General features: G+C 48.6%; 10 protein-coding genes and 2 rRNA genes (1 of these 12 running past the window's edge). 10 read left to right on the forward strand and 2 right to left on the reverse strand.

Annotation, left to right across the window (positions count from 1 at the left end):
* From ACOJUO_RS08415 to ylqF, 4 genes are all read left to right on the forward strand, one after another.
* Positions 1–2,663: ribosomal RNA gene (locus ACOJUO_RS08415) — 23S ribosomal RNA — on the forward strand (it extends 819 nt beyond the left edge of the window).
* A gap of 210 nt (positions 2,664–2,873) precedes the next feature.
* Positions 2,874–2,989 (forward strand): 5S ribosomal RNA (gene rrf, locus ACOJUO_RS08420).
* Positions 2,990–3,858: 869 nt separating this feature from the next.
* The gene (locus ACOJUO_RS08425) at positions 3,859–4,785 is read left to right on the forward strand and encodes a 2-hydroxyacid dehydrogenase (RefSeq protein ID WP_422136283.1); all 927 of its coding nucleotides are present in this window, start codon (positions 3,859–3,861) and stop codon (positions 4,783–4,785) included.
* Between the two features lie 51 nt (positions 4,786–4,836).
* Positions 4,837–5,700, forward strand: coding sequence for a ribosome biogenesis GTPase YlqF (gene ylqF, locus ACOJUO_RS08430; RefSeq protein ID WP_422139513.1), 864 nt, complete (start codon positions 4,837–4,839; stop codon positions 5,698–5,700).
* 60 nt (positions 5,701–5,760) lie between these two features.
* Here ylqF and ispG read toward each other — a convergent pair whose 3' ends face one another.
* Positions 5,761–6,996 carry a flavodoxin-dependent (E)-4-hydroxy-3-methylbut-2-enyl-diphosphate synthase gene (gene ispG, locus ACOJUO_RS08435; RefSeq protein WP_422139514.1) on the reverse strand — a complete coding sequence of 412 codons (1,236 nt, stop codon included), beginning with the start codon at positions 6,994–6,996 and terminating at the stop codon, positions 5,761–5,763.
* Between the two features lie 233 nt (positions 6,997–7,229).
* Here ispG and ACOJUO_RS08440 point away from each other — a divergent pair, with 233 nt between their 5' ends.
* The 3 genes from ACOJUO_RS08440 to ACOJUO_RS08450 are packed head-to-tail and all read left to right on the forward strand — an operon-like array spanning position 7,230 to position 8,472.
* Positions 7,230–7,409: a type II toxin-antitoxin system RelB/DinJ family antitoxin gene (locus tag ACOJUO_RS08440; RefSeq protein ID WP_422139515.1), complete on the forward strand. Its 180-nt coding sequence runs from the start codon at positions 7,230–7,232 to the stop codon at positions 7,407–7,409.
* Positions 7,410–7,447: 38 nt separating this feature from the next.
* Positions 7,448–7,957, forward strand: a complete 510-nt coding sequence (locus ACOJUO_RS08445) for a DUF29 domain-containing protein (RefSeq protein WP_422136287.1) — start codon at positions 7,448–7,450, stop codon at positions 7,955–7,957.
* A 38-nt stretch (positions 7,958–7,995) separates the two neighbouring features.
* Positions 7,996–8,472 (forward strand): DUF29 domain-containing protein, encoded by a 477-nt coding sequence (locus tag ACOJUO_RS08450; protein ID WP_422136288.1) that lies wholly within the window; start codon positions 7,996–7,998, stop codon positions 8,470–8,472.
* On the opposite strand, the gene ACOJUO_RS08455 is transcribed toward ACOJUO_RS08450, so the two are convergent.
* Positions 8,442–9,266: a hypothetical protein gene (locus ACOJUO_RS08455; protein ID WP_422139516.1), complete on the reverse strand. Its 825-nt coding sequence runs from the start codon at positions 9,264–9,266 to the stop codon at positions 8,442–8,444. The genes ACOJUO_RS08450 and ACOJUO_RS08455 overlap by 31 nt on opposite strands.
* 840 nt (positions 9,267–10,106) lie before the next feature.
* Here ACOJUO_RS08455 and ACOJUO_RS08460 point away from each other — a divergent pair.
* From ACOJUO_RS08460 to ACOJUO_RS08470, 3 genes are all read left to right on the forward strand, one after another.
* Positions 10,107–11,018 carry a proline iminopeptidase-family hydrolase gene (locus ACOJUO_RS08460; protein WP_422136290.1) on the forward strand — a complete coding sequence of 304 codons (912 nt, stop codon included), beginning with the start codon at positions 10,107–10,109 and terminating at the stop codon, positions 11,016–11,018.
* 166 nt (positions 11,019–11,184) lie between these two features.
* Entirely contained in the window at positions 11,185–12,198 is a 1,014-nt protein-coding gene (locus ACOJUO_RS08465; protein ID WP_422139517.1) for an autotransporter outer membrane beta-barrel domain-containing protein, read from the forward strand.
* A 141-nt stretch (positions 12,199–12,339) separates the two neighbouring features.
* Positions 12,340–12,654 (forward strand): Rieske (2Fe-2S) protein, encoded by a 315-nt coding sequence (locus tag ACOJUO_RS08470; RefSeq protein WP_422139518.1) that lies wholly within the window; start codon positions 12,340–12,342, stop codon positions 12,652–12,654.
* Position 12,655 lies beyond the last annotated feature (1 nt).

The following is a 12,655-nucleotide window of genomic DNA, read 5'->3' on the forward strand; positions in this document are numbered from 1 at the left end:
CCCGAAACCGGGCGATCTATCCATGAGCAGGTTGAAGATCAGGTAACACTGATTGGAGGACCGAACCCACTGTCGTTGAAAAGCCAGGGGATGACTTGTGGATAGGAGTGAAAGGCTAATCAAGCCCGGAGATAGCTGGTTCTCCTCGAAAGCTATTTAGGTAGCGCCTCGTGTCTCACCATCGGGGGTAGAGCACTGTTTGGGCTAGGGGGCCATCCCGGCTTACCAACCCCATGCAAACTCCGAATACCGATGAGTGCAATCACGGGAGACACACGGCGGGTGCTAACGTCCGTCGTGGAAAGGGAAACAACCCAGACCGTCAGCTAAGGTCCCAAAGTAATAGTTAAGTGGGAAACGATGTGAGAAGGCCCAGACAGCCAGGAGGTTGGCTTAGAAGCAGCCACCCTTTAAAGAAAGCGTAATAGCTCACTGGTCGAGTCGGCTCGCGCGGAAGATGTAACGGGGCTCAAACTATTCACCGAAGCTACGGGGTTCAGTTGTCAGTTTACAGTTGTCAGTTGGCAGTATGAGAAGTAAGTATGCAGCGATTTGAAGATTTAGAAGTATTTCAACGGGCCTATAAGCTTTCTTTGAAAGTTCACAAGCTCTCGCTGGAATTTCCGAGAATTGAACAAATGCATGGACTTGCTGATCAGATGCGCAGAGCCAGTAAAGGAATCTGTGCAAATATTGCTGAAGGACATGGGAAACTGATCATCTCAAAAGCAGAGTTTCGAAGGTTCATATTGATGGCTATCGGATCATCTGACGAAATGAGAGTTTGGTTAAGGTACTGCCTTGATCTCAATTACATTGACGATCAGCAATGGCAAGACCTCAAAACCGAATACAACCAAGTCAGTAAGATGTTGGTTAGTTTGCACAAGAGTTTTAAATAACTCAGTTCAAACTGACAACCGACAACTGCAAACTGACAACTGAACCGGTAGAGGAGCGTTCTGTAAGCCGTTGAAGGTTCACCGGAAGGTGGGCTGGAGGTATCAGAAGTGCGAATGCTGACATGAGTAACGATAAAGGGAGTGAGAGGCTCCCTCGCCGGAAGACCAAGGGTTCCTGCGCAACGCTAATCGGCGCAGGGTGAGTCGGCCCCTAAGGTGAGGTCGAAAGACGTAATCGATGGGAAACAGGTTAATATTCCTGTACCCCTTTTGACTGCGATGGAGTGACGGAGAAGGCTAGGCCAGCAGGGCGATGGTTGTCCCTGTTTAAGGTCGTAGGCTGTGGACTCAGGCAAATCCGGGTTCACAAAGCCGAGAACTGATGACGAACCCACCAAGGTGGGGAAGTGGTTGATGCCAGGCTTCCAGGAAAAACTTCTAAGCTTCAGGTCAAGAGGGACCGTACCCGAAACCGACACAGGTGGTCAGGTAGAGAATACCAAGGCGCTTGAGAGAACCTGGGTGAAGGAACTAGGCAAAATGGCACCGTAACTTCGGGAGAAGGTGCGCCGGCTTTGGTGATCGGGCTTGCCCCGTAAGCTGAGGCTGGTCGAAGATACCAGGTGGCTGCGACTGTTTATTAAAAACACAGCACTGTGCTAACACGTAAGTGGACGTATACGGTGTGACGCCTGCCCGGTGCTCGAAGGTTAATTGATGGGGTTATCTTCGGAGAAGCTCTTGATCGAAGCCCGAGTAAACGGCGGCCGTAACTATAACGGTCCTAAGGTAGCGAAATTCCTTGTCGGGTAAGTTCCGACCTGCACGAATGGCGTAACGATGGCCACGCTGTCTCCACCCAGGACTCAGTGAAATTGAAATCGCTGTTAAGATGCAGTGTATCCGCGGCTAGACGGAAAGACCCCGTGAACCTTTACTACAGCTTCACAGTGGATCTTGATGTTGCTTGTGTAGGATAGGTGGGAGGCTTTGAAGTGTGGACGCCAGTCTGCATGGAGCCAACCTTGAAATACCACCCTGGCAATATTGAGGTTCTAACCCAGGTCCTTTAGCAGGATCGGGGACATTGTGTGGTGGGTAGTTTGACTGGGGCGGTCTCCTCCCAAAGAGTAACGGAGGAGCACGAAGGTTGGCTAAGCACGGTCGGACATCGTGCGGTTAGTGTAATGGTACAAGCCAGCTTGACTGCGAGAGGAACATCTCGAGCAGGTACGAAAGTAGGTCATAGTGATCCGGTGGTTCTGAATGGAAGGGCCATCGCTCAACGGATAAAAGGTACTCCGGGGATAACAGGCTGATACCGCCCAAGAGTTCACATCGACGGCGGTGTTTGGCACCTCGATGTCGGCTCATCACATCCTGGGGCTGAAGCCGGTCCCAAGGGTATGGCTGTTCGCCATTTAAAGTGGTACGCGAGCTGGGTTTAGAACGTCGTGAGACAGTTCGGTCCCTATCTGCCGTGGACGTTGGAAGTTTGAGGAGAGCTGCTCCTAGTACGAGAGGACCGGAGTGGACGAACCACTGGTGTTCGGGTTGTGTCGCCAGACGCATTGCCCGGTAGCTAAGTTCGGACGGGATAACCGCTGAAAGCATCTAAGCGGGAAGCCCCCTTCAAGATGAGACTTCCCTGGCCGTAAGGCCCATAAGAGACGTTAAAGACTATGACGTTGATAGGCGGGGTGTGTAAGCGTTGTGAGGCGTTGAGCTAACCCGTACTAATGACTCGAGAGGCTTGACCATATAACGCCAAAGCGATTTGCGCAGCGAAGCTGCCAGCAAAAGCTGGAAGCTGGAAGCTTGAAGCCGTACACAGTGAACGAGAGTGTTGAGCAAGAATAGACGACACAGCTTAAAAGAGATTTGGATTCCAGAGCCTTAGTTTTCGAGAAACAGCTTCAAGCCTCCAGCTTAAAGCTTCCAGCTCGAGAGCCAACGGCTCGACCAGTTTTGCCTGGTGACCATAGAGCGTTGGAACCACCCGATCCCATCCCGAACTCGGTAGTGAAACGACGCATCGCCGATGGTAGTGTGGGGTTTCCCCATGTGAGAGTAGGTCATCGCCAGGCATTGAATAAAGCAAAACCCCGGTTGAGAGATTGACTGGGGTTTTTGTTTTGTGGGCAAAGGAATGTGGCAGAACAGAAGTGAAACGACACATGCCTGGGCGGCCCCCACCTGGGCGGCCCCACCTGGGCGGCCCCCACCGATGGTGAGGCTGTCGCAAAACTCTGGTTCCCATGCTCCAGCGTGAGAACCCATAGCCATCTCGCGCTGCAGAGTCCGCTTTTCAGGGGAGGTATGCATTCCCACGCAGAGCGTGGGAACGAGTTGTTAGAGTTTTGCGACAGCCTCTGGTAGTGTGGGGCTTCCACATGTGAGAGTTGATTATCGCCAGGCATTGAATAAAGCAAAACCCCAGTTGAGAGATCAGCTGGGGTTTTTGTATTTTGGTAACCGAACTCGCAATTGACAGGATCATCCAGAACGACTTTGTAGAGTTGCAGCATTCTATCAAGAATTTATTAATGCTCGAATCTGCAAATTGTTATTTCTTTTGGTTAGAAGGTGCAAGACAGACTCTGTCTCCGTAATAGTCATCGTTGAAATTGCAATCGTTTTGCTTTTTGGATTGCTTAACTGAAACATCGAAACTATCTTGTTTATTTTCTAACTGTTTGGATACATTCATGGAATTGTCCTCTTGTTGTATAAAATAAAAGTTAGAGGCAAGCAGATGAAATTGGAAATTGGCAATGACTATCACAATGATAGAAAAGCTGTATTCAAATTATTGCAGTGCAGGACATTAACTGTTCTTAATCAATATCTGTTAATAAGGCCGCATTATCCATCCCAGTGGTCAGGCTTTTTCTGGTCGCGACTCAGGGCGTTATTTTTAATTATTAGTTCATGATCTACCAAGGAGTTAAGGTTGATGAAAATCATTGTGTATAACAAGAAAAATAGTGAACTTTGGACTTCAGCCGTCAGGAACGCTTTTCCTGATGCAGACGTACGTCATTGGGTTGAAGAAGCGTGTCACGACTGGCTGGCGGATTATGCAGTGATCTGGCAACCTCCGGCCGAATTCTTTCAACAACAGACCCAATTAAAAGCAGTATTTAACCAAGGTGTCGGTGTTGATGGACTGGTAAATCTTGAGAGCCTTCCTGCTGATCTTCCAGTCTTCAAGTTAAGAGGAGTCGGCATGGAGGAATACATGTCGGATTATGTGATATATGGTCTGCTGCATTTCTATCGAGATTTTGATTATTACAGGCAGCAACAGCTAGATAGTCATTGGCAGCCCCATAAAATAAGCAAAAAGTCAGAATGGACGGTAGGCATTCTCGGTCTTGGTGTTATTGGTAAAGCAGTGGCAAAGGCAGTCAGCGATTCAGGATTCCCGGTCATTGGCTGGAGTCGAACTGAAAAGCAGGTCGACGGTGTTAATGCTGTATCAGGCGATGCAGGATTGGACTACCTTCTGAAACACTCCAGAGTGCTGGTCAATCTCTTGCCCTCAACACCTTCTACCCAAAAGTTGTTGAATCAGAAGGCTTTGGAAAAGCTGCCTGAAGACAGTGTTCTTATTAATGGAGGACGGGGCGATGTTATCGAGATAGAGGCTTTGCAAAATCTTCTGGAAACAGGCCGCATGAGGGGCGCCGTGCTGGATGTGTTTGAAGTTGAGCCACTGGACAACAAGCATCCCCTTTGGCAGAACAGACGGGTTATTGTTACGCCTCATGTTGCAGCTCCTACTCCGATTGAGCGGGCGATGGAACAGATTGTTGCAGACGTAGCGCTTATTGAGCAGGGAGAAATGCCGCCAGCAATAGATAAAAGCCTGGGTTACTAGATTGCTCCGGAGCATATAGAATACCGGCCTTCAGTATACAAAGGTGTTGTTATGGCAATTAACTGGTTTCCCGGGCATATGCACAAGGCTCGAAAGGAGATCAAGAAAGTGGTTCCGGAAGTCGATCTGATCATCGAAGTTCTGGATGCCCGTCTTCCTTTCAGTAGCGGAAACCCTCTGGTGCCTTCTCTGCGTGGTAAAACGCCCTACATTAAGGTCTTGAACAAGAGTGATCTGGCTGATCCTGCTGTCACAGAGCGGTGGATCAGGGAGATGGAAAAGGAAGAAGGGGTTAAGGCCATTGCCCTGACCCAAAGTCAGCCGGAAAAAGTGCGTGGTGTTCTGAAGCTGTCCGAGAGCATGGTAGAACGCAAACTCGATATCAAAGGCATGAGAGCCATGATCCTGGGGATTCCCAATGTCGGCAAGTCCACCATGATCAACACGCTTGCCAACCGTATTATTGCCAAAACCGGAAATGTCCCCGCAGTTACCAAGCAGCAGCAGCGCATCAAGTTACCTAATGGCATGATGCTTTTGGATACGCCCGGATTCCTCTGGCCCAAGCTGGAGCCGGAAGCCTGTGGATATCGACTGGCCATTTCCGGAGCGATTAAAGATGCGGTTCTGGAATACGAAGACATCGCCCTGTTTGCCGCTGAATATTTTCTGAAAGCATACCCGGAAGCTCTCAGGCAGCGTTTTCAGATCAATGAGTTGCCTTCCAGTGATATCGAACTGATGGATGTGATTGCTGCCCGCAGAAACTGCATGAGAAGAGGCGGTATAGCTGATCTTCATAAGGTCTCTGAGATTCTCCTGAATGAATTCCGCAGCGGTGGCCTCGGACGGATCAGTCTGGAAACACCGGAGATGGTTGATCAGGAAAAACCTGAGCCAAAAGAAGCAGAGTAATCAAGTACCGGAGCATAAAAAAGCCCGCTGAGCGGGCTTCTAAGGAATTTGATTGAGCGATTACTGGGTGGCAATTAGTGATTCCCTGGGTGAGTAAGTTTTGTGGACGTACTCTTCAATCATTTCCTTGTACTCTTCAGTGATATTGTCACCCTTGAGCGTAGTTACTTTTTGACCGTCGATAAACACAGGTGCCGAAGGTGCTTCACCGGTTCCGGGCAGACTGATGCCGATGTTGGCATGTTTACTCTCACCGGGACCGTTAACAACACAACCCATAACCGCTACTTTCATTTCTTCCACACCCACAAATTTGTGACGCCAGGTCACCATTTTGGTACGCAGAAAGGCGTCGACTTCATCCGTCAGAACCCTGAAGAAAGTACTGGTGGTTCGACCGCAGCCGGGGCAGGCGGTCACCTCAGGAGAAAAGCTACGGACATCCAGTGCCTGTAATATCTGTTGGGAAACAATCACCTCTCGATCACGGCTGCCATTGGGCTCTGGAGTCAGGGAGGTACGAATGGTGTTGCCAATGCCCTGCTGAAGCAATACGCCCATGGCAACACTGGACGAAACAATCCCCTTGCTGCCCATACCCGCTTCGGTCAGACCCAGGTGGAGTGCATATTCACAACGCTCTGAGAGCATTTCGTAGACACTGATCAGGTCCTGTACCCGGGAGACCTTGCAGGAGATAACAATTTTGTTGGCCCCCAGCCCTCTTGCTACGGCTGCATCGGCACTGGTCAACGCGGAGAGTACCAGAGCTTCGTGCAGAACTTCCTGAGAGGATTTAGGGTTTTCAGAACGTGCGTTTTCATCCATTAAACGAGTCGACAGCTCTTTATCCAGACTGCCCCAGTTCACCCCGATACGAATCGGTTTGTCGTACTTTATGGCTACGTCAATCATGGCGTTGAAGCGATCGTCTTTCTTGTTGCCAAAGCCAACATTGCCCGGATTAATGCGATATTTGTGCAGCAGGCGGGCGGTATCATCGTACTTGGTCAGCAAAATATGACCATTGTAGTGAAAGTCGCCGACAATAGGGACGTTGTAGCCCTGTTGGGCCAGCTTCTCATAGATGGCCGGAACTGCAGCAGCCGCTTCTTCGGTATTGACCGTCACCCGGACAATCTCAGAGCCAGCGTCCGCCAGAAGCTTTATTTGCTCAACCGTACGCTCGACATCAGCAGTATCCGTATCCGTCATGGATTGGACGACCACAGGCGCATCGCCACCGATGGTAATGTGTCCAACCTGAACAGCGTGGGTTTTATGGCGTCGGCCCATTAAATTGATTCCTCCGGAATAGGTTATCGAGTTGCTTCGACAAAAAAACTGGCAAGTGCCCTAGGTGAGGTAAAAGTGCTCACAACGAATGTGCAGGCAGCCAAACAATCTAGATAGTTTAACACTTATCGGGAAAAGCGTAGCAGGAACAACGCATCCGTTGGTCGTCTGTTTCATGTACCATACAGGAAATCATGAATTCCAGTCAGAAATATGTCACGGGAGATACCACTATGGCTAAAGAAACCACCGTCAGAGCGCGTATCGACGAAGCGTTAAAGGAAGAAGCGGAACAAGTGCTTCGTAAACTGGGACTAACGACCTCCCAGGCTATTAATCTCTATTTCAGCCAGATTGTCCTGAGAAAGGGGCTGCCGTTTGATGTGGTGATTCCTGACAAAAAGAAAACATAAACTATACTCTCGGGCCTAAGCCGGACAGGAGACAATTCATGAAAAATCTATACGAGACTGATTATTATCGCTGGGTTGAGCAACAGAAAGAGTATCTGACCAATCGTCAATTTGACCAACTTGATATAGATAACCTGATTGGGGAAATCGATGATATGAGCAGTGAGTTGGATACCCTGGAATCTCGTTTGACGACACTCCTGCTCCATTTACTGAAATATGATTATCAGATTCGAGTTTTGAATCCTGTGCTGCCCGAGCCTTATAACTGCAGAGATTGGAAAGGAACAATTAATAGAACAAGGCTGGCAATTAACAAGCTTATAAAGAGACGGCCTCATCTTCAGAGTGAGGTGAAAAGCCTTTTCGATGAAGCTTATGTTGATGGAAAGGTCTTGGCTATCAAGGCAATGAATGACTATGTTCAGCCCCATCAGCAACTGAATGAACATAGCTTTCCTGAGATTTGCCCATGGACATTTGATCAGATTATGGAAGAAGATTGGTTGCCGTTTGATGCAGTAATACCTGATGAGAAGAAAATGTAGACTATACCTCTGAGTTTGAGCCGGATAGGAGGCTATTCGTGAAAAACCTGTATGAGAGCGATTTTTATCGCTGGGTTGAGCAGCAGAAAGAGTATCTGACCAACCGTCAATTTGACCAGCTTGATGTAGATAACCTGATTGGGGAAATCCATGATATGAGCAGTGAGTTGGATACCTTGGAATCTCGTTTGACGACACTCCTGCTCCATTTACTGAAATATGAGTATCAGATTCGAGTTCTGAATCCTGTGCTGCCTGAGCCTTATAACTGCAGAGATTGGATGGCAACTATAGACCGAACAAGAATTGCAATTAGGAAGCTCCTGAAGAAGCGACCTCATCTCAAGGGTATGTTGAACATCAGTATGGATGAAGCCTACCCAGACGGAAAACTGCTTGCGATTAAAGAAATGAATCGATATGTGATGAAGCATCAGCAGCTTGATGAACACAGCTTTCCTGAGATTTGCCCATGGACATTTGATCAGATTATGGAAGAAGACTGGCTGCCTTGAGTCGTTGATTCATTCAAGGCCATCGCTAACTCAGCAGGGATTTTCCAGACACCCACCTTAAGGATTGTGGTCTGACCATTTCTGCTTTCGCCTGATGGTGTAATATGCCAGTCCCATTCATTTACAGGTTTACCGGGCCAAAGGGGGTACGCAACGGTCGTGATAACCTCAATGCCATCGTCTTTGTACTCGTGGCGTTCGTAATCAGAAATTAAGAGAATGGTAAAGCCCATCGCTTTTAAAGTCATGATGTGGGCTTTCTGGATAGCCGTCATCATGCGTATTTCCGCGTCGCCTTCCGGTGGGCTGTTGGAGAATGATAACGGAATCTGTGAAAGCATATTCACACTAATTGCCAGGCTGAAACCCTTGAGCGGCAGCGGTGCAGAAGTGGGCAGGCTAATCTTCTTGCTGCTGAAGTTGCTACAAAGTTCCTCGAGAAGGCCGGTGACATCCCTTAGTTCAAATTTAATATTTGGATACTGTTTCAGCTTGGCAGCAAGCTGCGGCGGCTTTACGGCGTCGAACAATAGGGCACCGGTTGGATGATCGTTGAGTGTTTGCAGTGGAAGATCAAGGCCCAGTCCTGAGCCCAGAATCAGAATGGGTTCAGCAGGATCTGCTTCCTTTATGGCGGCATTGATGGCAGCGCGGGTTTGCTCCAGATGGGGTTGCCAGGCTTTTTTGTTTCGCTGGTACTTCCCTGCAATCGCAGCAACCTCCTGCACAAGTCCTGCCTGACGTGCGCCTTTTACTGCCCTTGAGAAGGCCCATGTGAACGCCTCGATAATCATTTGAATATTTTTCCGGGGTTCATGATTCCATCCGGGTCTGGGGGCTGTCGGATTTAATGCTTTCTTACTGCGGTAATGGGTTTGCCATGGCCTATGTCTGTTCGCCGGTGCAGACAGAAGTCGTCACTCAAGTGTCTCGGAACTCTGAAAAAAAGGCCAGCCTTTTTCGAGTCAGCAAAGGAGATGAACTTGCTCAAGAAGGGTGCACAATCTGTTATACACTTTTTATGCACAGGTTTTTTCCCGTGAGCTTAAAGAAAGCGACAAAAAAAACATCACATAAATAAAGGCCTCTGGACGACTATGGAATTTATCTATTTAAACTGATCGCTGCTGACAACTGTATTTATCCACAGCTTCCATAGAGAGTTTTCCACAGAACCCCGTTGAGTCTCCCTCTTGTCAGACTCTTTCTGCCTATTGGGAACTTTAACGGGAAAAGCGACTGAGCCGTTTCTCTTTCAGATGCTCTGCTGAGTTGGTTTGGGACCGACCCCCTGTGAGTCATTTAGCAAAGTAATACGATGGCTGCTGTAAGGGATTGTGATCTACAGGTTGTCTCCCGATGAAACACTTATTCCTGATAGCAATATATTGCCTCCAGCAGGCCCAAAAGTTTTCTGGCAGGCTGTGGATGCACTGGTTTGGTTTGAGCAAGCCAGCAAGGTGAGAACCAGGATCAGGGCATGAGTCTTCAATAAAATCGACAAACCGTTGAAAGATAAATAATTTAGCTAAACGATGGCTCGGAAATAGTAGTAGGTAAATGAGTGCATTGCCTCTTTTTCCACAGAAACTGCCTACACTGAATCCGTTGCGAAGTCTAAACAGTGTACTGGCATGATGACCAAACAAGAGAAGCACAACGCACCGGGAGTTCAGTGGGTGACACTGGATAACGGTTATCGGGTCTGGACTCAGCGGGTGGGCTCTGGGCCATTAAGGTTACTGACACTGCACGGTGGGCCGGGGTGTTCCCATGAGTACCTGGAATGTCTGGAAGATTTTCTTGCTCCTCAAGGAGTGGAGGTCATTTTTTATGATCAACTGGGTTCATGGTGCTCAGATCAGCCTGAAGATGGATCACTTTGGCAATTGGAACGATTCATTGATGAGATCGAACAGGTTCGGACGGCGTTGGGCCTGGAGGATTTTTACCTCTTTGGCCACGGCTGTGGTGGCTTGTGGGCAATTGAATATGCACTTAGGTACCAAAAATATCTGAAAGGACTGATTCTCGGCAGCATCACCGGCAGTATTCATTCCTATATGGCTCATACCAAGCACCTTCGGGAGCAGTTGCCACCGGAAGTGGTCGATCAAATACAACCATTCGAAGCAGCGAACGATCTGGACAATGAAGAGCACCCTTCTCTTTTGATGGAACATCTCTATCGCAAGTACATTTGCAGATTGCCGAGCTGGCCTGAAGCCCTGAACAGGGCCTTTGATCACAGGAATCTGAGTGTTTACAACACTATGCAGGGTAATAATGAGTTTGTTTTTACCGGCAATCTGCTGGGCTGGGATCGTTGGAATGATCTGGCCGGGATCCGTGTTGCAACACTGGTACTGGCTGGACGCTACGACACTACGGCGCCGGACGATCAGAAGCAGATGGCTTCCATTCTGCCTCACAGCAGGCTGGTGCTCTGTGATAACGGCAGTCATTGCTCTATGTGGGATGATCCGGAAAATTACCGGCAAGCGCTCGTGGATTTTTTGAAAGATGTAGAAAGCGGAAGAATATAACCACTGCATGGAATGGGCTTCAGTGATTCTTACTAAGACATTGTCTGAATGATCCGATGACAATAGCAGATATCAGAAAAAGTCCGGAGGTTGACCGAGAACAGGCAACCTCCTGCCTACATTAATGACTTGAATCAGCACTGAGAACAAGGAAGGCACAAGGATTGTGAAAATTTCGCGCAATTATTTTTTACCCGTTGCGGCTTTAGCCACGGTAGTGGCTTCTGCCCAGGCTAATGAAATTCAACCGGAGGCTTCGGCCGCAGTTCAAAAAACAGGGCTGACTCTGACCAATAACGTTCACAATATCATTTTCAGTCGTAATCAAGGCATTCGTCGTGGTTTTAGTTATGGCGACCAGTTTGTCGATGGTGCAGCCTGGGGTCAGCTTCTTTATACCGAGGGTGAACAGGAGGCTGTTGCTCAGGAAATGGGCTTCAAGAATCAGGTGGGAGGCATGACGCTGGGAGTGGACGGTGAGCTGGAAGGTAATATCAGATTCGGGTTTGCCATGACCTTATCCAAAGCCTCTATTGATATGGATGATGGCGCCAGTACCCGTCAACAAAGTTATCTGACCTCGCTCTATGGCAGCTGGAATTACCGAAGACTGTCCATGAACGCCATGGCATCTGTGGGAAGTGGTTCCAACGACAGTAAAAAAACAGTTAATGGCCAAAGAGTGAAAGGCGACTTCAAGGCTGACCAGTGGGGCCTCAGAGTCACTGGTAGCACCGCCTGGCAGCTGGGTAGCTGGAGTCTGGTGCCTCGGGCTTTGTTCAGTTATGGTCAGCTTCGGATCCAGGATTATTCTGAAAAGGGAAACTCCGGGTTCGAGCGAAAAATTGAAAATGATGACTACCTCACAGCTGAGCTGGGTGCTGGATTCAAGTTTAACGGAGCCATTTGGGGACGTCAGACCGTCTTTAAACCTGAGCTGACACTGATGGGCTATTACGACTTTATTTCATCCGGAAGCGAATTCAAAGCGACCTACCTGGCTGACGGCTCAACTCTCAAAGTGACTGGGCAGGACAGGGACCCCTATCGTCTCACTGCAGGTCTTGCTTTTGCCGTCAAAAGTGGTCATCACTGGACACTCAGAGCAGGATATGACCATAACTGGAGTCAGCACTACACCACCGACAGTTTTTCAGCCAGAGTGCGCTATGAGTTTTAAATCAGCTCGATTATTATGGGTCGATACTGTTCTTTCAGGCTTCGTATCTCCCTTGATGATGCGCAGTGAGCGCCATTGTCGGCTCATGGCTGTTTGAAGAATCTATTTTCTGAGCAGCCATCAAACTCAGGAACTGGAAACTTGTTGGAACTCTGCGCTGTTGATGATCTTGAAAACCCGGGAAGTAAAGGTTTCGAAACCGAAAAAGGCTCTATTTTCGTTGTCCGTCGAGATGAAGAGGTCTTCGTCTACGAAAACAGTTGCCCACACCTCGGTATTAATCTGGAATGGCAGCAAGACCGCTTTCTGGACAGCGAAAAGCGACTGATCCAGTGCGCTACTCATGGGGCTCTGTTTCTCATTGAGTCAGGAGAGTGTGTGGCAGGCCCATGCCTTGGTGACAAACTGACCCTAATTCTCTCAAAGGTGGAAAAAGGTGTTGTTTATCTGATCTGAC

Origin of the sequence: Endozoicomonas sp. ALC020 (genome assembly GCF_049275935.1) — a bacterium.
In the GTDB taxonomy this organism is placed as follows: domain Bacteria; phylum Pseudomonadota; class Gammaproteobacteria; order Pseudomonadales; family Endozoicomonadaceae; genus Endozoicomonas_A.

Bases quoted from the DNA above. Each gene is read 5' to 3' on its own strand.
- ispG (WP_422139514.1), bottom strand. From the start codon at position 6,996: ATGGGCCGACGCCATAAAACCCACGCTGTTCAGGTTGGACACATTACC.
- ACOJUO_RS08460 (WP_422136290.1), top strand. From the start codon at position 10,107: ATGATGACCAAACAAGAGAAGCACAACGCACCGGGAGTTCAGTGGGTG.
- ACOJUO_RS08445 (WP_422136287.1), top strand. From the start codon at position 7,448: ATGAAAAATCTATACGAGACTGATTATTATCGCTGGGTTGAGCAACAG.
- ylqF (WP_422139513.1), top strand. From the start codon at position 4,837: ATGGCAATTAACTGGTTTCCCGGGCATATGCACAAGGCTCGAAAGGAG.
- ACOJUO_RS08425 (WP_422136283.1), top strand. From the start codon at position 3,859: ATGAAAATCATTGTGTATAACAAGAAAAATAGTGAACTTTGGACTTCA.
- ACOJUO_RS08440 (WP_422139515.1), top strand. From the start codon at position 7,230: ATGGCTAAAGAAACCACCGTCAGAGCGCGTATCGACGAAGCGTTAAAG.
- ACOJUO_RS08455 (WP_422139516.1), bottom strand. From the start codon at position 9,266: ATGATTATCGAGGCGTTCACATGGGCCTTCTCAAGGGCAGTAAAAGGC.